Source organism: Cypionkella sp. TWP1-2-1b2 (assembly GCF_049896245.1).
GTDB lineage: Bacteria > Pseudomonadota > Alphaproteobacteria > Rhodobacterales > Rhodobacteraceae > Cypionkella.
In genome coordinates this window covers 59464-79215 of the sequence record NZ_JAFCTX010000006.1, presented here as the reverse complement: position 1 = coordinate 79215, position 19752 = coordinate 59464, and the positions used below count along the sequence as shown (strand labels likewise).

At 61.2% G+C, this 19752-nt stretch carries 19 protein-coding genes; 8 read left to right on the top strand and 11 right to left on the bottom strand.

The window, feature by feature from the left end; translation table 11 throughout:
* Positions 1–26: 26 nt before the first annotated feature.
* Positions 27–2219 (bottom strand): primosomal protein N', encoded by a 2193-nt coding sequence (locus tag ACP7AP_RS05430; RefSeq protein ID WP_426033013.1) that lies wholly within the window; start codon positions 2217–2219, stop codon positions 27–29.
* Positions 2220–2294: 75 nt separating this feature from the next.
* Here ACP7AP_RS05430 and fsa point away from each other — a divergent pair, with 75 nt between their 5' ends.
* Complete coding sequence (fsa, locus tag ACP7AP_RS05425; RefSeq protein ID WP_426033011.1) at positions 2295–2948, top strand: fructose-6-phosphate aldolase; 654 nt, start codon at positions 2295–2297, stop codon at positions 2946–2948.
* Between the two features lie 42 nt (positions 2949–2990).
* On the opposite strand, the gene ACP7AP_RS05420 is transcribed toward fsa, so the two are convergent.
* The gene (locus tag ACP7AP_RS05420) at positions 2991–3371 is read right to left on the bottom strand and encodes a hypothetical protein (protein WP_426033010.1); all 381 of its coding nucleotides are present in this window, start codon (positions 3369–3371) and stop codon (positions 2991–2993) included.
* A 242-nt stretch (positions 3372–3613) separates the two neighbouring features.
* On the opposite strand from ACP7AP_RS05420, the gene ACP7AP_RS05415 reads away from it, so the two are divergent.
* Genes ACP7AP_RS05415 through ACP7AP_RS05405 form a run of 3 tightly spaced genes read left to right on the top strand, consistent with a single transcriptional unit; the run spans position 3614 to position 5977 of the window.
* On the top strand, positions 3614–4306 hold the full coding sequence (locus ACP7AP_RS05415) for a DUF484 family protein (RefSeq protein ID WP_426033185.1): 693 nt from the start codon (positions 3614–3616) through the stop codon (positions 4304–4306).
* A complete protein-coding gene (locus tag ACP7AP_RS05410) occupies positions 4303–5229 on the top strand; it encodes a tyrosine recombinase XerC (RefSeq protein WP_426033008.1) in 927 nt (308 codons plus the stop codon). The genes ACP7AP_RS05415 and ACP7AP_RS05410 overlap by 4 nt, the downstream gene beginning before the upstream one ends.
* Positions 5230–5278: 49 nt before the next feature.
* Positions 5279–5977, top strand: coding sequence for a CDP-alcohol phosphatidyltransferase family protein (locus tag ACP7AP_RS05405; protein WP_426033006.1), 699 nt, complete (start codon positions 5279–5281; stop codon positions 5975–5977).
* 103 nt (positions 5978–6080) lie between these two features.
* Here the strand turns inward: ACP7AP_RS05405 and ACP7AP_RS05400 are convergent, their stop codons facing one another.
* From ACP7AP_RS05400 to ACP7AP_RS05385, 4 genes are all read right to left on the bottom strand, one after another.
* The gene (locus ACP7AP_RS05400) at positions 6081–6941 is read right to left on the bottom strand and encodes an EamA family transporter (RefSeq protein WP_426033004.1); all 861 of its coding nucleotides are present in this window, start codon (positions 6939–6941) and stop codon (positions 6081–6083) included.
* Positions 6942–7016: 75 nt separating this feature from the next.
* A complete protein-coding gene (locus ACP7AP_RS05395; protein ID WP_426033002.1) occupies positions 7017–7889 on the bottom strand; it encodes a class I SAM-dependent methyltransferase in 873 nt (290 codons plus the stop codon).
* A gap of 145 nt (positions 7890–8034) precedes the next feature.
* Positions 8035–8469 carry a methylated-DNA--[protein]-cysteine S-methyltransferase gene (locus ACP7AP_RS05390; protein ID WP_426033000.1) on the bottom strand — a complete coding sequence of 145 codons (435 nt, stop codon included), beginning with the start codon at positions 8467–8469 and terminating at the stop codon, positions 8035–8037.
* Positions 8470–8480: 11 nt separating this feature from the next.
* Positions 8481–9356 carry a LysR family transcriptional regulator gene (locus tag ACP7AP_RS05385; protein WP_426032998.1) on the bottom strand — a complete coding sequence of 292 codons (876 nt, stop codon included), beginning with the start codon at positions 9354–9356 and terminating at the stop codon, positions 8481–8483.
* Between the two features lie 145 nt (positions 9357–9501).
* Between ACP7AP_RS05385 and ACP7AP_RS05380 the strand changes: the two genes are divergently transcribed.
* On the top strand, positions 9502–9693 hold the full coding sequence (locus ACP7AP_RS05380; RefSeq protein ID WP_426032996.1) for a hypothetical protein: 192 nt from the start codon (positions 9502–9504) through the stop codon (positions 9691–9693).
* A gap of 151 nt (positions 9694–9844) precedes the next feature.
* Here the strand turns inward: ACP7AP_RS05380 and ileS are convergent, their stop codons facing one another.
* Complete coding sequence (gene ileS / locus ACP7AP_RS05375) at positions 9845–12826, bottom strand: isoleucine--tRNA ligase (RefSeq protein ID WP_426032994.1); 2982 nt, start codon at positions 12824–12826, stop codon at positions 9845–9847.
* Positions 12827–13075: 249 nt separating this feature from the next.
* Between ileS and ACP7AP_RS05370 the strand changes: the two genes are divergently transcribed.
* A complete protein-coding gene (locus ACP7AP_RS05370; protein ID WP_426032992.1) occupies positions 13076–13492 on the top strand; it encodes a group III truncated hemoglobin in 417 nt (138 codons plus the stop codon).
* Here ACP7AP_RS05370 and ACP7AP_RS05365 read toward each other — a convergent pair.
* The gene (locus tag ACP7AP_RS05365) at positions 13469–16300 is read right to left on the bottom strand and encodes a DUF2339 domain-containing protein (protein ID WP_426032990.1); all 2832 of its coding nucleotides are present in this window, start codon (positions 16298–16300) and stop codon (positions 13469–13471) included. The genes ACP7AP_RS05370 and ACP7AP_RS05365 overlap by 24 nt on opposite strands.
* Before the next feature lie 116 nt (positions 16301–16416).
* Between ACP7AP_RS05365 and ACP7AP_RS05360 the strand changes: the two genes are divergently transcribed.
* Both ACP7AP_RS05360 and ACP7AP_RS05355 read left to right on the top strand, forming a co-directional pair.
* Positions 16417–17628, top strand: a complete 1212-nt coding sequence (locus tag ACP7AP_RS05360; protein ID WP_426032988.1) for an FAD-dependent oxidoreductase — start codon at positions 16417–16419, stop codon at positions 17626–17628.
* 21 nt (positions 17629–17649) lie between these two features.
* Positions 17650–18018, top strand: coding sequence for a DUF2237 family protein (locus ACP7AP_RS05355; protein WP_426032986.1), 369 nt, complete (start codon positions 17650–17652; stop codon positions 18016–18018).
* A gap of 16 nt (positions 18019–18034) precedes the next feature.
* Here the strand turns inward: ACP7AP_RS05355 and ACP7AP_RS05350 are convergent, their stop codons facing one another.
* From ACP7AP_RS05350 to ACP7AP_RS05340, 3 genes are all read right to left on the bottom strand, one after another.
* Entirely contained in the window at positions 18035–18556 is a 522-nt protein-coding gene (locus ACP7AP_RS05350) for a helix-turn-helix transcriptional regulator (protein WP_426032984.1), read from the bottom strand.
* Positions 18557–18609: 53 nt separating this feature from the next.
* The gene (locus tag ACP7AP_RS05345) at positions 18610–19053 is read right to left on the bottom strand and encodes a hypothetical protein (RefSeq protein WP_426032982.1); all 444 of its coding nucleotides are present in this window, start codon (positions 19051–19053) and stop codon (positions 18610–18612) included.
* Between the two features lie 140 nt (positions 19054–19193).
* On the bottom strand, positions 19194–19631 hold the full coding sequence (locus tag ACP7AP_RS05340) for a PepSY domain-containing protein (RefSeq protein WP_426032980.1): 438 nt from the start codon (positions 19629–19631) through the stop codon (positions 19194–19196).
* Between the last annotated feature and the right edge of the window lie 121 nt (positions 19632–19752).

Genomic DNA, 19752 nt, shown 5'->3' with positions numbered 1-19752 from the left:
GGGCTATCCGTTCTAAGGTTGCGCGCCTAGTAAAAGCTTTGCGGGTCAATGTCGATGGAAAGCCGCAGATTGTTCGGCAGTTTGAACTGGCCGACCCATTCGGCAATCGCCACCTGCAAGGGCGCGGTCTTTTCCGCCTTGATCAACAGCCGCACCCGATGCCGCCCCCGTACCCGTGCAACCGGAGCAGGCGCTGGCCCATAAACCTGCGCACCCACTTTGCGCAACGGCCCATCGCGGCGGGCGAGTTCCGCGCCAAACTCAAACACCTGTGCCACATCCGGCGACGACAGGATAATTCCCGCCATCCGGCCATAGGGCGGCACGCCCGCCATGCGCCGCTCGGTCGCCTCCGCCCGCCAAAACGCCTCCTCATCGCCGCCCAAAATCGCGCGGATCACCGGATGCTCTGGCTGAAAGGTCTGCAACAGCGCGGTGCCGGGCTTATCGGCGCGGCCAGCCCGCCCCGCCACCTGCCGCATCAGTTGGAACGTGCGTTCAGCGGCGCGCAAATCCGACCCCTGTAAACCCAAATCCGCATCAATTACCCCCACCAGCGTCAACAGCGGAAAGTTATGCCCCTTGGCCACAATCTGCGTGCCGATAATGATATCCGCAGCCCCCTCGGCAATCGCCACGATCTGCTCTTTCAACGCGCGCGCTGATCCGAACAGATCCGACGACAGCACCGCGACGCGGGCATCGGGGAACAAAGCCACCACTTCTTCCGCCAGCCTTTCAACACCGGGACCAACCGGAGCCATCTTGCCCTCAACCTTACAGGCCGGACATTCGGTCGGGATCGGTTTGGTCGCCCCACATTGATGGCACTGCAAACGGTTCAAAAACCGATGCTCCACCATCCGCGCGTCGCAATCGTCGCAGCCAACCTGATGGCCGCAAGCGCGGCACAGGGTGATCGGCGCAAACCCCCGCCTGTTCAGGAACAGCAACGACTGCTCTTTCCGCTCAATCCGCACTTTAATCTCCGCCGCCAGCTTCGGCGAAATCCACGCGTTGGCGGCCAGCTTTTGCGCGCGCATGTCAATCGCCTGCATATCCGGCAGTTCCGCCGCGCCAAACCGCGCGCCCAAATCGAGGCGGCCATATTTGCCCGCCTCAACATTCGCCCAAGTCTCAAGACAAGGCGTAGCGCTCGCCAAAACAATCGGAGCCCCCACGATCGCCGCCCGCAACACCGCCATATCGCGGGCGTTATAGAACACACCTTCTTCCTGCTTATATGAAGTGTCGTGTTCCTCATCGACCACGATCAACCCCAGATCGCGGAACGGCAGGAACAGGGCCGAGCGCGCACCGACCACAAACGAAGCCTCGCCCTGCCCCACCATCCGCCACAACCGCCGCCGCTCGGTCATCGTCACGCCCGAGTGCCACTCCGCAGGCCGCGCGCCAAACCGGGCCTGCACACGGCTCAGAAAATCCGCCGTCAGCGAAATCTCGGGCAGCAAGACCAAGGCCTGCCGCCCCTTGCGCAGACATTCCGCCACGGCCTCGAGATACACCTCGGTCTTGCCCGACCCCGTGACGCCCTTCAACAGCGTCCCTGAATATCCCCCCTGCGCGACCAAGGCGACCAAGGCATCCCCGGCACTAACCTGATCCCCTGCCAACCGCGTATTCGTCACAGGGTTCAGGGCTGGATAGGGCAGATCGCGTGGTGCGTCCTGCTCCAACACCACCCCCAGCTTCACCAGCCCCTTGACCACCGCAGGCCCACAAGCCGCTTCTTCCGCCAATTCCCCCAAAGTCACGGGCGAACTTCCAAACCGCCTGAGCGCCTCAACCACCCGAAACCGCGCCTCGGTCATCTGATTGGGGATCACCGGCCCCAAAACATAGGTCTTCTTCATCGACGGCGGATTGCCCAGCCCCGGCGCGCGCGTCGCCAGTCGCAGCATTGCAGCCATCGGCGTCAACGTATACTCGGACGCCCGCGTCAAAAACGACCGCAACTCGGCCCGCATCGGCGCTGCATCCAGCACGCGGTAGATGCTACGAATACGCGCCGGATCAAACTTGCCCTCGCCCGCCCCCCACACCACGCCAATGACTTTGCGCGGCCCCAGCGGCACTTCGACGAAATCGCCATCTCCACATCCGCCCTCGGGTGCTTTATAATCCAACAGACGGCCCAAAGGCTCGGTGGTCAGCACGCCGACCAAATCCCCCGGCTGATAGACCCGCTCGGCCAGCATCCACTCTTTCCTTATCGCGCCGTTTTGAGGTAAACCCCCACCTAAGCAGTCGCAACCCACCCTGAGGATACGCCGATGAAATTCTTCGTAGATACCGCCGATGTCGCGGCCATCAAGGAACTGAACGATCTTGGTATGGTGGATGGCGTCACCACAAACCCGTCCATCATCCTGAAATCCGGCCGCGATATTCTGGAAGTCACCCGCGAGATTTGCAGCATTGTCACGGGCCCGGTTTCCGCAGAAGTGGTGGCGATGACCGCAGATGAAATGATTGCCGAAGGCCGCAAACTGGCCGAAATCGCACCAAACATCACCGTCAAAGTGCCGCTGACCTGGGATGGCCTGAAAGCTTGCAAGGTGTTGTCCGGCGAAGGTAAAATGGTCAACGTCACCCTGTGTTTCAGCGTCAACCAAGCCCTGATCGCCGCCAAAGCCGGGGCGACCTTCATCTCGCCTTTCGTCGGTCGTCTGGATGACATCAACCTCGACGGGATGGAGCTGATTTCCGACATCCGGCAAGTCTATGACAACTACGGCTTTGAAACCCAGATCCTCGCGGCCTCGATCCGCACGGTGAACCATGTCACCCAAGCCGCCTTGGTCGGTGCCGACGTGATCACCGCCCCACCTTCGGTGATCAAAGCACTCGCCAACCACCCGCTGACCGACGCGGGCCTTGCGCAGTTTGAAAAAGACTGGGCGAAAACCGGGCAGAAGATTCTGTAAATCTGTCAAGATTGGGCCGCCCTTGCTGGCGGCCCAGCTTACCTAGTTTTCAAACGGACAATTCGGCCCGTTCAACTTGGCGAAGATGAGTTTCACTGCTTGATCGAATACCCCCTCTGGCAGCAGAAACAGCCGCTCGTCTCTTGTTTCCAAGACGCTAACATCCGTCAAAGCGACTCGCCCCTCGCCGTCCCCGGCAATGATGGCGACATAGCCAATCGTCTTTGGCTCGCCGTTCTGCTCGCCCCAATGGCTCCATTCCATGCCTTTCAGCGACGTGATCGGTTTGCCTTTCTCGGCAAAGGCCTCAATCCTATGCACAAAATTTTCCCCAACGCGCTGCGTGCAGCCCTCACCACCGCCGAAAATGGCTTTGTTCTCCTTGAGAGCGGCGGCAAGACCTTCCTCAGAATGGTGCATCATACTTGTCGCAGCCATAAGATAGCGACCGTTCCCGCGTGGCGGGCCATCCGGTGTCCCAACACAGCCCATCAAGAAAACCACGGCAAGCCAGCGACCAATCCACATAGTATTCCCCCGTATTTTGACCGAGCCTAGCAGACACCCGCTTCTCCAGTCAAAACAGTGGCACCTATGCTCCGAACCATGTTAAAAGGTTGCAAAATGTAAACCTGCCGAAATGGTGGGAATTTGAGGCCAATACGATGATCGACCAGGAACTGCGCGACAAAATCCTCGCGGAACCCGAGGTTCTGCTGGAAGACCGCGATGTGATGAACGCCCTGATCGGCGCGAATGAGCGCTTGATGGGCAGCAATATCGTCGATCTGCGCGGCATTGCGATGGAGCGTCTTGAGGGGCGGCTGGACCGCCTTGAAGACACCCACCGCACGGTGATTGCAGCGGCCTATGAAAATCTCGCGGGCACCAACCAAGTGCATCGCGCGATTTTGCAGATGATGGACCCGCTTAGCTTTGAGGAGTTTCTCAAGACCCTCGCCTCCGATGTCGCAGGCACCCTCCGGGTAGATTGCGTGCGCTTAGTGCTGGAATCGGTGCAAGACGCTGAAGACCCCGCCCTGCGCAAACTGGGCGATGTGCTTTATGTCGCAGCGCCGGGGTTCGTTGGCGAATACATCTCGGGCGGGCGCAATGTGCCGCTGCGCCCCGTGGTGTTGCGGCAAGTGCTGCCACAATCCGACGCACTTTATGGTGAACGCGCAGGCTGGGTGCGGTCCGAAGCGCTGATGAAACTCGATTTCGGCAAGGGCCGTCTGCCCGGCATGCTGGTTTTGGGTGCCGAAGATCCGCATCAATTCAAACCCACCCATGGCACCGACCTTCTGGCGTTCTTCGCGGGCGTGTTTGAACGCACCATGCGGCGCTGGTTGTCGTGAACAGCCTTGCCATCCCGCCCGCGCAACGCGACGCGCTGGCGCGTTGGCTGGATCACTTGCGCGCATTGGATGCGGTGGCCGTAAATACGCTGACAGCCTATGCGCATGATGTGACAGGGTTTCTCGCCTTCCTCGCCATCCATCATGGCGAATCTGAAGGTCTGAAAGCCATCGCAAACGTCGATCAATCCGACCTCCGCTCATGGATGCAGTATGAGCGTGACCGTAAACTCTCATCTCGCAGTTTGGCCCGCGAGCTTTCCGCGGTGAAAAACTTCATCGCTTGGGTCACCGACCGTGAAAACATAGATGCAACTGCCGTACTTTCCCAGCGCAGCCCAAAGTTCCGCCGCAAACTGCCGCGCCCGCTGACCGTCGATGGTGCGCGCGATATGATCGCCCAAGTCGGCGCGCAATCGCGGACCGATTGGATCGCCGCCCGCGACATTGCCGTGCTGACGCTGCTTTACGGCTGCGGCCTGCGCATATCCGAGGCGTTGGGCCTGACCGGGGCCGCACATCCTTTGCCCGATACCCTGCGCATCATCGGCAAGGGCGGCAAAGAGCGCCTTGTGCCCACCCTGCCCATCACCCGTGATGCCTTGGCCGACTATGCCCGCCTCTGCCCCTATGATCTGACCCGCACCGAACCTTTGTTTCGCGGCGCGCGTGGCGGCCCCTTGAACCCCCGCCTGATCGCCTTGGTGATGGAGAAATCCCGCCTGCAACTGGGCCTGCCCGCCACCGCCACCCCGCATGCGATGCGCCACAGCTTTGCCACCCATCTGCTTTCGGCAGGCGGAGATTTGCGCGCAATACAGGAGCTTCTGGGCCATGCCTCGCTCTCCACCACCCAAGCCTATACGGCTGTCGATGCCGCCCGCCTGATGGAAGTTTACGAAAAAGCGCATCCCCGCGCCTGAACTGCCCCCCAACCCTTGCCCCGAATCCCGATTTGAGCGATCACAACGTATGGATATTCGTCTTAAAGCCCTTTCCGTCCACCTGCTGACCGCCTCTGGCGCGGTGCTTTCGATGTTCGCGATGCTCGCTGCGGTTGAAGGCAACTGGCGAGTGATGTTCCTGTGGTTGGTGGTGGCGCTGTTCGTCGATGGCATCGACGGCCCCCTCGCGCGGCGCTACGACACGCCCAACAACTTCCCGATCTACGACGGCGTGTTGATGGATCTGATCGTCGATTACCTGACCTATGTGTTTATTCCGGCCTATGCGTTGTTCAAATCCGGCATGCTGGATGGCTGGACCGGCTGGCTCGCGATCATCGCAATCTGCTACGGCTCGGTGATCTATTTCGCCGATACCCGGATGAAAACCAAAGATAAGTCGTTCTCGGGCTTTCCGGCCTGTTGGAATATGGTGGTGCTGGTGCTGTTTGCTGTCGCCCCCTCGCAGTGGGTGATCCTGATCGCGGTGATCCTGTTGACCGTGACGATGTTCCTGCGGCTGAAATTCGTCCACCCCACCCGCACCAAACGCTGGCGCTGGGTGACTTTGCCAATGTCACTGGCTTGGGTGATCTTTGCAGGCTGGGCGGCTTGGATGAACTTCGCCGAAGGATCATTGGCGCATTGGGGCTTGGTGATCACGTCTTTGTATCTGTGTTTGGCCGGGATCGTGCAACAGATCGTGCCGGACCGCGCGACGCATTGATTTCAGCGTGCCTTCCGCATCATAACGAAGAAACCACAATATGTGGTAGAAAACGGCCAGAAAATACGCCTTTAACACAAGTCACTCCCAGCGGGGAAGACTTTCACAGCCGCGTCAGGATCACTCCACCCACAATCACCGCCGACGCGATCGCCTTGCCCTTGGTCATCCGCTCGCCAAACGCCAGCCAGCCGATCAGCACCGCGAACAGGATCGAGGTTTCGCGCACCGCCGCCACCACCGCAATCGGCGCTTTCGTCATCGCCCAGACCGACACGCCATACGCCCCATAAGACGCGGCAGCAGCGATCATGCCGACGCCCCAAGCCTTGCGGTCGCGCGGCAACACATCAAGGCCCCGATAGGCCAGCATCCCGGTCGCAAACATCAACCCGTCAGCCACAAAAACCCACGCAACATAGGCAATCGCATCGCCCGCCACCCGCGCGCCATGGCCGTCAAGCAAGGTATAGCTGGCAGTGGCGCAGGCCGACCCCAGCGCAAACGGCAGCATCTTGCGGCTTTCGCCGTTCGAAAAGATCCCCTGCGCCATCAGCAAAATCCCCATGCCCAGCACGAAGATCCCGGCATATTCATGCAACGTCAGCGCATCGGCTGGCATCGCTGTTGGCCACAGCATCGCCAGCACCGGCCCCAACAGCGCCACGATCAACGGGGCCGACCCGCGCGCAATCGGGTAGACGCGCGAAAGATCGCCATGCTCATAGGCATAGGTCAGAAACGACTTGTAGAAGAAATGCGCGCACCCCGCCATCAGCACCCATTTCCACACCTCGGGCGCGGGCAGCGGGCAGAAACTGGCAACCGCCAACCCAATCGGCACTTCGCCAATCGACAGGATGATCATCGCCCCCATCCGCGAGGTTCCGGTTTTGATCAGTGCGTTCCAAAGCGCGTGCAGGAAAGCCGAGCCGAGAACGGCCAGCAGAATGGCAAAGCTCAAGTTCAATCCCGCCTGTAAGTGTCACCAAACCGTTACAGAGCGGTCATGAATAGGCAAGCCCTGCGTGGACTGGACCTATCGTTTTCTCAGCCATATCGAGCCGTTATTACGCTCCATCTGCTTGGTTTTCACCTGCTCAAACCGCTCAAACATATCCCCCGTGGCTTTCAGGCTGGGTCCAAGCTTTTGCAGCACCGCATCGTTGAACAACAGCACTTCATAGGCATTGCCATGGGTCAGCATAGCATCCACCAGATAGACCTCGTTCCACGATCTGTTGTCGTTAAACACCCACCGTTCTGGATACTCGAATGGATAGAAAATGTCGTGAATATGCACGATCACGCCCGATTTCAGCGCCGGCAGAATATGCATATATTCGTAATGCACATCGCTGCCGGTTTTCAGCACATGCGACGAGTCGATGAACAGGATGTCGCCCGCCTGCAGCGCCGCAAAGGTGTCCATCGGCAGCGATTGCACCGGCGCTTCGATCAGACACGAACTGTCTGGCGGGTTCAGACCCTTGATGCGCGTCAAGTCGATGTTGATCGTGGTGAACTTTTCCAGCTTGGCATCGCGCGTCCGGTCCAACGTGTCAAACATCACCGCCGAGGAATACCCCGCGCCGATTTCAATGATCTGGCGCGGGTTCAGCCAGCGCAGCATCGCCGACAGGATAGCGGCGTCGTAATACATGAATTGCGTGTTGTGACCGTAATATCGGAAGCCATCGGAAGGCTTCATCGGGAACGCCACCACCAGCGGCGCAATCTTTTCGTACAGCGCCCGCATCGCGTCATAATCCAACAGCGCATCGACGCGGTCATACTGCCGGGCGTGATGCTCTGACTGCCAAAAGCTTTGAAGTTCAGCCTGATTGCCAACGGGGCTGTAATAATGCCCCGGCTTGGCAAACAGTTTGACGCGCTGTTTTTCGTCATCCATCGTCGCGTCTCTCCACTGCAAAGCTTAACCATCACCACAGACTAGGGGCAAGTTTTGCCTTGTACAACAGGCACCTCTGTCCAATCAGGTATTCAAATCAGCAGGCCCGATCAAATCAGCAGGCCCGATCAAATTAGAAGCCCAATCAAATTAGAAGACTGGCAGCACCCTCCAATTTCAGCAGGAACACTTTGCTCTCGACCCCACCCTTTGCCGAAAATCCACCCAAGCCTTTGGCGGCCAGAATCCGGTGGCAGGGGATCAGCACCGGAAGCGGATTGGCGCCGCACGCCTGCCCGATGGCCTGCGCAGGGGCACCGATTTCTTTGGCAAGATCGCCGTACTGCCGCGTCTCGCCATAGGGAATCGCTGCCATCGCGCGGCGCACCTGTTCTGAGAAGCCGTGGCCAAAGTCCAATGGCAGATCAAATCTGGTCAGGCGGCGGTCAAAATAGGCGGTCAACTGATGGATTGCCTCAATCAAAAGTGGCGACTCGGGCGCTGGCCCGGTGTGCCAGTGCAGTGCCGTGATCACACCACCCGCCTCGGTCACACTGATCGGCCCCAACGGGCTTTGCATCCCCGCCTGTATCACGCCATCACACCCCCCGAAGCCAAAGGTCGAAACGCCTCGCGCAACATCTCTGCCAGCCCCTCAATCGCCGCAGACCCGCCGCGCGGATTGCGCTTTAATACCACCCGCGCCCGGTCGACGATGGGAAAGCCGTCGGCATTGGTCAACTCTCGGCACCCCGGCGGGATCGTGCTGCGCGACAGGGGAGAGATCGCAAGCCCCGTCCGCGCCGCCACCCGCAGACTTGCCGAAGTGTCACATTCAAACGCCGCCCGCCACGGGATGCTCTGCTGATCCAACGACCGCAAAGCAAAATCCCGGCACCAGTCGGACCTGAAATACACACCCACCGGCACCGGCTGTTGCAAATGCTGCGCATGCGCGATGGATGTCACCCAGACCGTCGGGTCCAGACACAACACCTCATCGCCCGAAGTATGGCTGCTGTCATAAATCACCGCCAGATCAAGATGATCCTCATCCAACGCCGCCTGCTGCGGGGCGGTGAAATCGCAGCGCACCGTCACCTCTACCCCCGGATGCCGCTCCGAAAACGCGGCCAAAGCGCGCGGCAAAATCGTTTCCGCATATTCATCCGGGATACCAATCCGCACCGGCCCCGCCAGCGGCTTCTCGCGCAGCGCCGTCGCCGCCTCCTCCAGCAAACTGGTGACACGCCGCGCATAGGGCAGCAGTTGTGCGCCGCGTGGCGTCAGCGCCACTCCACGCGGCAGACGGGTGAACAGCGGCTGCCCCAAACTCTCCTCCAGCTTGCGGATCTGCATCGACACCGCCGATTGCGTCCGCCCCACCCGGTCCGCCGCCGCCGTCACCGATCCGTTATCCACCACCGCCAGAAACGCCCGCATCAAATCGCTGTCGAGGGGGATCATCGCGCGCTGCCATCTATAAATACGATGGGAGGCATAATTTCTATGCGTTTGTCTTATGTCAAGGATTCGGGCAAAACAGGCTCATCCGAAACGAAGCTGTCCGATCAAACTGCACCATGCCAACCGCACCATGAAGGAGTCCGCCATGATCCGTTCCATCCTCGCCACCCTGCGCCAGCGCCACGCTTTGCGTCAGTCCATCGGCAGCCTGCTGCGCCGCGCCGATGATCATTTGCTGGAGGATATTGGCCTTACCCGTTGTGAAGTGCTGGGCTTGATCGCTCGCAGCGCGCCCGCCCAGCCGAAATCCGGCTATTTCGCGCCGTTTCACGCCTGAGACGACCCTGACGACTGGAGCGGGCAGAGGTTTCAGCCTCTGCCCGTTTTTTTGCATCAAGTTTTAGCCCAAAAACCCAAGCCCCCCGGACTTGATCCGGGGCGGCTTGGTAAACCGGAGGCCCCGGATCAAGTCCGGGGCGGCGTTGCAATCAGCCCAAAGCGTCGTTACAGCGCTTGCAGGTGCCTGCGTGCTTATGGCTGCCGACATCCGGCAGTATCCGCCAGCAACGCTGACACTTCTCACCCTCCGCCCGCTCAAACACCACGCCGATGCCCGGCGTATCGGGCAAACGGAACGCCTCGGCGGGTTCGGGATCGGCGGTCAGTTGCAGATCAGAGGTGATGCACAACTCGGCAAAATCCAGCGATTTCAACGCCGCCAAGATCGCAGTATCGGCGACATGCACGACCGGAGCCGCCTCAAGGCTCGCCCCGATCACCTTCGCCGTGCGCTGCACTTCCAAGGCCCCCGTGACCACGCGGCGCACGGTGCGGATGCCGTCCCACTTCGCCGCCAGCACCGGATTCAGCCACTCCGCAGGCGTCTCCGGCATATCCACCAGATGCACCGAGCTATCGTCACCGGGGAAGCGGCACAGCCAAACCTCCTCCATGGTGAACACCAGAACCGGGGCCAGCCACGTCGTCAAACGGTGGAACACGATGTCCAGAACGGTGCGCGCAGCACGGCGGCGCACACTGTCCACCGGGTCGCAATACAGGCAATCCTTGCGGATATCGAAGTAGATCGCCGACAGGTCGGTGGTGGCAAAGGTGAACAGCTTCTGGAACACGCCTTGGAAATCATAGCGCGCATAACCGGCCCGCACCTCGGCGTCCAGTTCCGCCAAACGGTGCAAAACCCATTGCTCCAACTCGGGCATATCGGTGTAAGCAACCTTTTCGGCCTCAGAAAACCCCGCCAAATTCCCCAGCAAAAACCGCATCGTATTGCGCAGGCGACGGTAGCTATCTGCCACGCCTTTCAGGATCTCCTTACCGATGCGCAGATCCACCGTGTAATCCGACAGCGCCACCCAAAGCCGCAGGATATCCGCGCCGTATTCGTCAATCACCGCTTGTGGCGCAACAGTATTCCCGACGGATTTGGACATTTTCATGCCCTTCTCGTCCAGCGTAAAGCCATGCGTCAGCACGCCGCGATACGGCGCGCGACCCTTGGTGCCGCAGGCTTGCAGCATCGAGGAATGGAACCAGCCGCGATGCTGGTCGGTGCCTTCCAGATAAAGATCGGCAATGCCGTCGCTGCTGCCATCCTCGCGGTCGCGCAGCACGAAAGCATGGGTCGAGCCGCTATCAAACCAAACGTCCAGCACGTCGTAGACTTGGTTATAATGCGACGGATCGACGATGCCATGCAGCATCTTTTCCTTGAAACCTTGCACATACCAAACATCCGCGCCCTCAGCCTCGAACGCCTCTTTGATGCGCGCATTCACGTCCTGATTGCGCAACAGGAAGTCCGCATCAGTCGGTTTCGCACCGACTTTGGTAAAGCAGGTCAGCGGCACACCCCAAGCGCGTTGCCGCGACAGCACCCAATCTGGCCGCGCTTCGATCATAGAATGCAGACGGTTCCGCCCCGCAATCGGCGTCCAGGTCACCAACTGGTTGATCGAGTTCAGCGCCCGTTTGCGGATCGTCTCGCCATAGGTCGACATGCCATCGTCGAGCGGCTTGTCAATGGCAACAAACCACTGCGGCGTGTTGCGGTAGATCACCGGAGCCTTCGAGCGCCAGCTGTGCGGGTAGGAATGCTTGACCTTGCCCTTTGCCAGCAAAGCGCCCTGCGCGTGCAGAGCCTTGATATTGCTGACGTTGGCAGCACCCTCTTTGCCCTCGGCATTGATGATGAACTGCCCGCCAAATAGCGGCAGGTCTTGACGGTAAGAGCCATCCGCCTCGACGTTATAGGTCATCGGCAGATTGAACTTGAGGCCCATCTGATAGTCATCATCGCCGTGGGACGGGGCGGTATGAACAAACCCCGTGCCTGCATCGTCGGTGACATGATCGCCGGGGAGTAAGGGAACGGGATAGTCCCACTCGCGTCTGCCGCCTTCAATACCGCGATAAGGATGATGGCAAAACAGCTCTTTTAGAACTGCGGAATTAACCCGTGCAACCGGGCACCAATTTGTCACTTTTGCCGCAGAAAATACCGCTTCAGCTAGCTTTGCCGCCACAATGAGTTTCTCACCGACCTTTGCTGTGCTGTTCTCGGCAATCCCAACCACTTCATATAGATAATAGTCGATGCTCTCGCTGAACGAGATCGCGCGGTTTTGAGGGATGGTCCACGGCGTTGTTGTCCAGATCACCACTGAGGCATCAACAAAATTTGGACCGCGTGCATCGTGTTCAGCCTCGGTTTCAGTAGTAGGCGCAGCCCCTCTTGCCGACGTGGGAATGACATGTGCTTTGGGTTCAACCTTAAACCGCACCCAAACCGTATGGCTCGTATGATCGTGATACTCGATCTCCGCCTCGGCCAGCGCGGTTTTCTCCACCGGCGACCACATCACCGGCTTCGATCCCTGATACAACGACCCGTTGCTGACGAATTTCATGAACTCATCCGCGATCACCGCCTCGGCGTGGTAATCCATGGTGAGATATGGCTTTTCCCACTTCCCCGTCACACCCAAGCGTTTGAACTCGGAGCGTTGCACGTCGATCCAGCCCTCGGCAAAGCGACGGCATTCCTGACGGAAATCGACGATGTCAACGTCGTCCTTGTTCAGACCCTTGGCGCGGTATTGCTCCTCGATCTTCCACTCGATCGGCAGACCGTGGCAATCCCAACCCGGCACATAGCGGGCGTCCTTGCCCATCATCTGCTGCGAACGCACCACCATATCCTTCAGGATCTTGTTCAGCGCATGGCCGATGTGCAGATGGCCGTTGGCATAGGGCGGGCCGTCATGCAGGGTGAACGGCGTGCGGGCATCCGCCACGGCCTTCTCCCGCAAACGGTCATACACCCCGATTTTCTCCCAGCGCGCCAGCCAATCCGGCTCGCGCGCAGGCAGGCCCGCCCGCATCGGGAAATCGGTTTCGGGCAGGAAAACGGTGTTGGAATAATCGGCAGAGGTCACATCAGCGCACATCGCGGCAGTCCTTGGAAGGGGGGCCTTGGTCGCAGGCCATAGAAATGGGGTATCGGTGGGGTGCAACGCACCAGACTCCCGGCGTCTGAAAGCTCAGAGCGCCGGGCCGATAATTCGAATTATGCGTGCGAATATGCGGTCCATCCGCGCCTTATAGAAAGCCCGCGCGGAAAGGTCAAAGCCCTGCGTCGTCTCGCAGCATTGCGGCCCGGCTGGAAAACCCTCAGCTTAGACGGATAGGAGCCCGATATGTCCCCCGCCAATTCTCCCCTCGCCCGTTTTCCCATCTCGCCCGCCCAGATCGAAACCGTTGTGCATGTCTTCTATGCAGGCGTGCGAAGCCATCAGGCCTTGGCCCCGATTTTCGCGTCACACATCAGCGACTGGCCTGCCCATGAGACGAAAATCGCCCTATTTTGGCGCAATGCCATCCTGCTGGAGGGCGGCTATGACGGCAATCCGATGGCGGTGCATAAGGCCGCAGGCAATGTCCGCCCCGGCATGTTTGATCCGTGGCTGGCGCTGTTCGACCAAACCCTCACCGACGAACTGCCGCCTGAGATCGCCAAAGCATGGTCCACGCTTGCCCATCGCATTGGCCGGGGCCTGCGCTATGGCCTTGTGGATAGCGCCAAGACCGCCTCAGGCATCCCGATCCTGCGTTGAAACCTCGCCCGCCCAGCGGTTCAGCCACGCGAGCCCCGCCAAGCACAGCCCAAGGCCCAAGAAGCTGACCACCCGCGTCAGCCCGGTCAGCCCCGCCGCATCCAGCAAAAATACCTTGGCAATCGTCAGCCCTATCACCGCCATCGCCACCCGCCTGAGCAGCCCCGAACGCCGCGCAATCGCCTGATAGAGCAGCCCCGCCCCCAGCAGCATCAGCGCGAGCGTGTAGCTGTAAAGCTCGCCCTGCACGACGCCAGACGCGCCGAGCCAATCGCCTTGCCAGAACCGTCGGATCTCAAGGCCAAGATATAGCGCCAGCAAGGCCAGCCCGACCACTAAGAACCCCAACCGCAAACGCCGCCCCAGCCCCGGCAGCTTCCACACCGCCGCCAGCAGCATCAACCCCGGCAAGCCATAGGCCAGCAGCAGAGTGTCCAAAACCAGCGGCCCGAGCACCAAAGCCCCCGCGTCTTCGGCATAGTAGCTGAACAGCGGGTTAAACGGCCCCACCGCCAGCGCCAAAGCGCCCGCAGCAAGCAACCCCGCCACCACAGCAATCGCCTGCCGCAATCGCAGCAACACCCCGCCCAGACGTGCCCGGTAAATCTGCATCAACATCAGCACCAGCCACGGCAGCGCATTCAGGCTCATCGACCAATACGTGTCGTAATTTCCGAACGATCCTTCCGGCAAAACCCAGCGCGTGATCAACACGTTGGCAAGAATAGCCCCCAACCCCGCCGCCGCCGATTCAAGCACGCCTTTCGGCAATACCCGCTCCTCTGGCAGCACCCGCAGCGCTGCGATCAACGCCACAATCACCCCACCAAACGCCAGCACCACCTGCCGCAAAGGTGCCTCAAACGCCCAATCGAGCCCCGGATCAGCCAGCAAGCGATAGCCCAAAACCGCCACCGCCACCTGAATGAACCAGCCCATCTCGGGCAGCTTGAACCGGCGATCCAACCAAGCCGCAACCAGCGCCAGCAGCGCCAAAGCCAGCGTCAAAGCGGTATGCGTCGTCACCAGGAACAGCGCCAAAGCGATCAGCGACAGCGCCGACAGCGTGGCATAGGCCGGACGCCTGCGATCGGGTCCGCGCGCGAACATCACCGCCAGCCCGACCATCCCAGCCGCCACCGCCATCACATGCAGCGCCCACGGATACGCCCCGATCACCCGCTCTGGCACCCACAGCAGCGCCAAAATCGCCACCGCAACCGGAGCCACCAAGGCCGCCGCCGCCCCGTGCAGCAAGGACAGCACCCCCTCCTGCCGCGATCTCCAAGCAAAAGCGCCCGAGATCAGCGCCGCCATCCCCACCAACCAAGTGATCGTCATCGGCGCCGCCACCTCTGGCCCGCGATCCGCCGCCCCCAGAAACTCCCCGAACATCGGCATCTGCGCCAAGCCAATCTGCAGCAGCATCAGCCAGAACCCCACCGCAGGCACAAAGCCCAAATCGGCCAGCCCCTCGGCCTTCTCAGCCCACACAACATAGGCCAACGTCAACAGCGCAAGACCGCCCAAACCCAGCATCGCCTCGGCTCCCGTGGCCCCCGCCAACAACACCAGCCCCAGTGTCGAGGCCAAAGCCGCCCCTGCAGCCAGCAGCACCGGGAACGGGGGGCGCACTTTGCCCATTATGCCCGCTATCAGTACAGACGGCCCGTCTTGCCGTGGCACCAAGCCGCGCTCTGGAATGGCAATCGAGATCACCGCCAGCCCCAGCAACAGCGCCACCCAGCCCAAAGCCCCCGCGCCCGCCGTCATCGACAACCAGCCGCCCGCATAGCCCAGCACCAGCGCCAGCACCGAGACCCAAGCCCAGCGCCGCAGCGTATCAACCCCCAGCCCCAAAGCCGCGATCAAAGCGAAATAACCATAAAGCCAAGGGGCCGCCTCGGCCCCGCCCGCCACCACAAAGGGGGCTGCAAACGCGCCCAACAGGCCGACGGCGATCAGCAAAGGCCCATAGAACCAGCCCAGTACCAACGCCAGCACCGCCGTCGCCACCAGCCCCGCGAAGGCCATCTGCGGCCCGATCAGCCCATACATCAGCCGCGCCGACAGCACGGCGGCGAACACCGACACCAGCCCAGCGCCTGCGAAAACCGAGGGCAGATAGGCGGTCGAGACATCCTCACCATCCCCCGACCGCCGCCGCAGCCATTCCCCGGCAGCAATCAGGCACAGCCCAAAGCCAATCCCGGCAAGCACCCGCAGCCCCGGCGGCAACAGCCCGTTTTCAATGCCATATTGTACAAAAAACACCCCGGCCAAAGCCAGCGAGGCGGCAGACACCGCGTAAACCCAATTCGCCTTTAACCAATCCGCAAGCCGCGAGACCACACTTGGCTCCGCAGGCATCTGCGACACCACCGGCGCAGGCCCAGCGGGTGTCGCGGCGACGCCACGCGCAGCAGCTGCCCGATCCCACGGTGTCATCGGCTTCACAGCTTCCACACCCGCGGCTGCATCCACTTTGGCTTCAACAACGGGCGCATCTGCTTCAGCCGCACCCGGCCCCGCTTCATTCAGAACCGGATCAACCGCCGCAGTCTCAGCTATCACCGTCTCAGCTATCGCAGTCTCAGCTATCGCCGTCGCAGCAGGGCCATCCGGCACGGGCACTTGCGCCACATTCCCCGCGCCCGCCATCGCCTGCAACCGCGCGGCCTGTGCCGCCAACTGCCGTTCCAAGTCACCGACCCGCCTGCGCAGCCCGCTTTGCCCGATCAGCAGCACGATGATCAGCACCGGAATGGCAAGCGCCACCAAGGCCAGCAGAACCAGCAACCCGTCCATCCGCGATCCCCCACACGTTTTCGGTACATTAGCCGCCGCCAGCCGCTCTGCACAGGGGGGAATATCCCACCCGATAAGCTCTTGCCGCCGCAGCAATAACCCGCACAAATGGCCGCATGAGCATCCAATCCCACCCGCTAACCATCGGCATCATCGGCGCAGGCATCGGCGGTTTGGCCGCAGCGGCACTTTGCGCCCAATCCGGCCACCGCGTCACGCTGGTGGAGCGTTTTGCCACCCCGCGCGCTTTGGGCTCTGGCCTTGTGCTGCAACCGGTAGGCCTTGCTGTGCTGGACGCCATCGGCGCAGATGCCCGCAGCTTTGGCGCACCCGTCACCCAGATGCTTGGCCATGCCGGGAAGCGCAAAGTCCTCGATGTCGCCTACAAACCCAACGCCCCCGGCCTTGCCATCCACCGCGCCAGCCTGTTCTCGGTGCTCTGGCACGCAGCCAGTGCCGCAGGTATCAGCTTGCAAACCGGGGCCGCTTGCCTCTCAGCGCCGATAAAAAACACTAAACGCCTGATCCTGCGCGACAATGCCGACCCGCTAGGCCCGTTCGATCTGGTGATCGACGCCTCGGGCGCAGGCTCGATACTCTCGCCGATGCAGGCCCGTCCCTTAAGCTTCGGCGCGGTCTGGGGCACCGTGCCTTGGCCCAAGGATACCGACCTGCCCCGCGATCAGTTGACCCAACGCTACCAGGCCGCCCGCCACATGGCAGGCGTGCTGCCGATTGGCCACCTTCCCGGCAATCCCACGCCCCACGCCGCCGTGTTCTGGTCACTGCCGCGCGCCAAGCTGGACGACTGGCCCACCCAAGACCTCGGCCAATGGAAAGCCGAGGTCACCCGGCTTTGGCCGCAGATGGCCCCCTTCCTGACCACCCTGCACAGCCCCGCCGACCTCACCCCCGCCCGCTACAGCCACGGCACCCTGCGCCGCCCTTACGGCGAGGCGCTCGCCTTCATCGGCGACGCAGCCCACCGCGCCAGCCCACAACTCGGCCAAGGCGCGAATATGGCGCTGCTCGATGCCTTTGCTCTCGCGCAGGCCCTCCACCTGCCGCTGACCGAAGCCCTGCCGCGCTACGCCCAGATGCGCCGCTGGCATGTCCGCGCTTATCAGGCGATGTCCGCCGCCTTCACGCCGATGTATCAGTCCGGCAGCACCACCCTGCCACTGCTGCGCGATCACCTGCTGGCCCCGATGGCGACGCTTTGGCCGATCAACCGCATCCTGACAGCGCTGGTCTCGGGCACCCTGCTGCCGCCCGTGGCCGGAATGAATTGGCCGCAAACCACTGGACAGCCGCCCGCAGCGCGCTAGGCTAGAGGCAAAGGAAATTCGATGCGTGACCCTTCCCTGAATGTGCTTGGCAGCGCGTTGGAAAGCTGCTCCTCCGCCCCCGTCACCGGATTTTTCCGTGATGGCTGCTGCAACACCGGGCCAATGGATCAAGGCCTGCACACCGTCTGCGCGCTGATGACGGCGGAGTTTCTGGCCTATTCCAAATACCTCGGCAATGATCTGTCCACCCCGCACCCGGAATACGGCTTTGCGGGCCTGAAACCCGGCGATCAATGGTGCTTGTGCGCGGGCCGCTTCCTGCAAGCCCATGACGAAGGTGTCGCCCCCAAAGTCCGGCTGAAATCCACCCACCAGCGCACGCTGGATGTGGTGGCCTTGCACATCCTGCAAACCTACGCCGCCGATTGAGCAGGCTGCCGCCGGATCACGCAGCGGTTTGCGGCACAGGCAGCCGCAGTGTGCCATCCTCATCCCGCATCAGATCCTCGATGAAAAGCGACAAAAGTTGCGAGCGCCCGCTGACCCCCGCCTTGCGATAAATCGCATTGGTCTGCGCTTTCACCGTGCCCTCAGACGTGCAGCGCAACGCCGCGATCTCGCCGGTCGACATGCCCTTGATCGCAAACAATGCCACGTCCTTTTCCGCAGGGGTCAGCCCCCATTCGGCAAACCGCTCGGCCAACAGCACCATGAACGCCCCCGAGGCCCGCCGCAGCCGGATTTCAGCCTCACGCCGATCCATAATCGCCCGGCGCAACAGGATCGCGCCCAGAACCACGCCCACAATCAGTCCGAACGCCGCCCAGATCTCCATGATCTCACGCAGTTCCCACGGCAGCGGAGTCGTCGTGATGCCAACAAAAGACGACAAGATATCCGACACGAAAAAAATCGCGCAAGCCGCCTGCAACAGAAAGATCGCAAAGACGAAAGCCGGATGTCTCACATGTGCTCCAAAATCCTCAGACGTCTAGCTGGCCGAGACGATGATAATTGCGATCAGTTCTCATTGCCATGCTCTCCGCCACCACCATTGCCTGAACCCTTACCTCCTGAGCCTTCACTTTCTTTCTCTTTCTCTTTCTCTTTTTCTTGTTCCGGTTCTGGTTCTGGTTCCGGTTCTGGATTATCTCCTGCGCTGGGCGTGCCCGAGTCCTCACTCCCCAGATCTTCACTGCCTGCGATCTCCGGTGCAACCCGGCCATCCTCCGCCAGCACCACGTCGCGCAAAATCTCGCCGGTGCGCGGGTTCAAAATGATCTCACGCGACGCACCACTGCGCGCCGCGACAATCCGCACCCGCCCCAGCAGGGTGGTTTCCACATTGATCTCGCGGTAGCCTTGGCCGCGCAACTGCGCCACCACCGAGCTTTGAAAGCTGTCCGCAACGGCTGCGCTGGCCGTAAAGACAGCGCCAAGCACGCCGCCAGCACAGTGCCGCAAGAAAACTCTGCGCCCTAAGAAAACTCTGCGGTTCATCCCGTTTCCCTTCGAGGCCGAAACCCGCCCCGGCTGCACCCACATTATCACCCATGCCAAGCCCCCCGGCAAGACCGGGGCGCTTGGCGCTTGCAAAACCGGCCTCAGTCCTCCGAATTGCCTTCGCCGCCACCATGACCGCTGCGATCGTGGTCGCTTTCGTTGTGGTCATTCGTCTCATGCTCGGGGCTTTCAACTGACTCGGGGTCATCCGTCGCACTGTTGTCGTCGGCGCTTTCGTCGCCCGTAAAATCGTGATCGGTGCTCGACACTTCCAGACCGCTGTTCGTCTCATCCGCCGCCAGAGTTTCGGATTCGTGTTTGATCACATCGCCGGTCACTTTGTCATAAACCACCTCGACCTTGACGCCGTCCTTGGCGGCCTCAACCTTGATCTGGTTCGGGCTTTCCTTCACCTCAATGCCCGAATAGGCTTGGTCCTGATAGGTTTTCACCACATCCGCCACGGTGATCGCCTGCGCCATGCTGGCCGAAAACGCCAGCCCTGCGATGAAGATCAAGGGTTTCGCTGTCCGTATCATCCTGTATTCCTGACTTTGCTGCACTGCCAAAACGAAGCCGCATCCGGCGACAGGTTCAGCGATGACAGCCCAAACAGCCGCTGCCTATTGGCGCAGAGTTAACCCCGCCCGGATCAGCCCA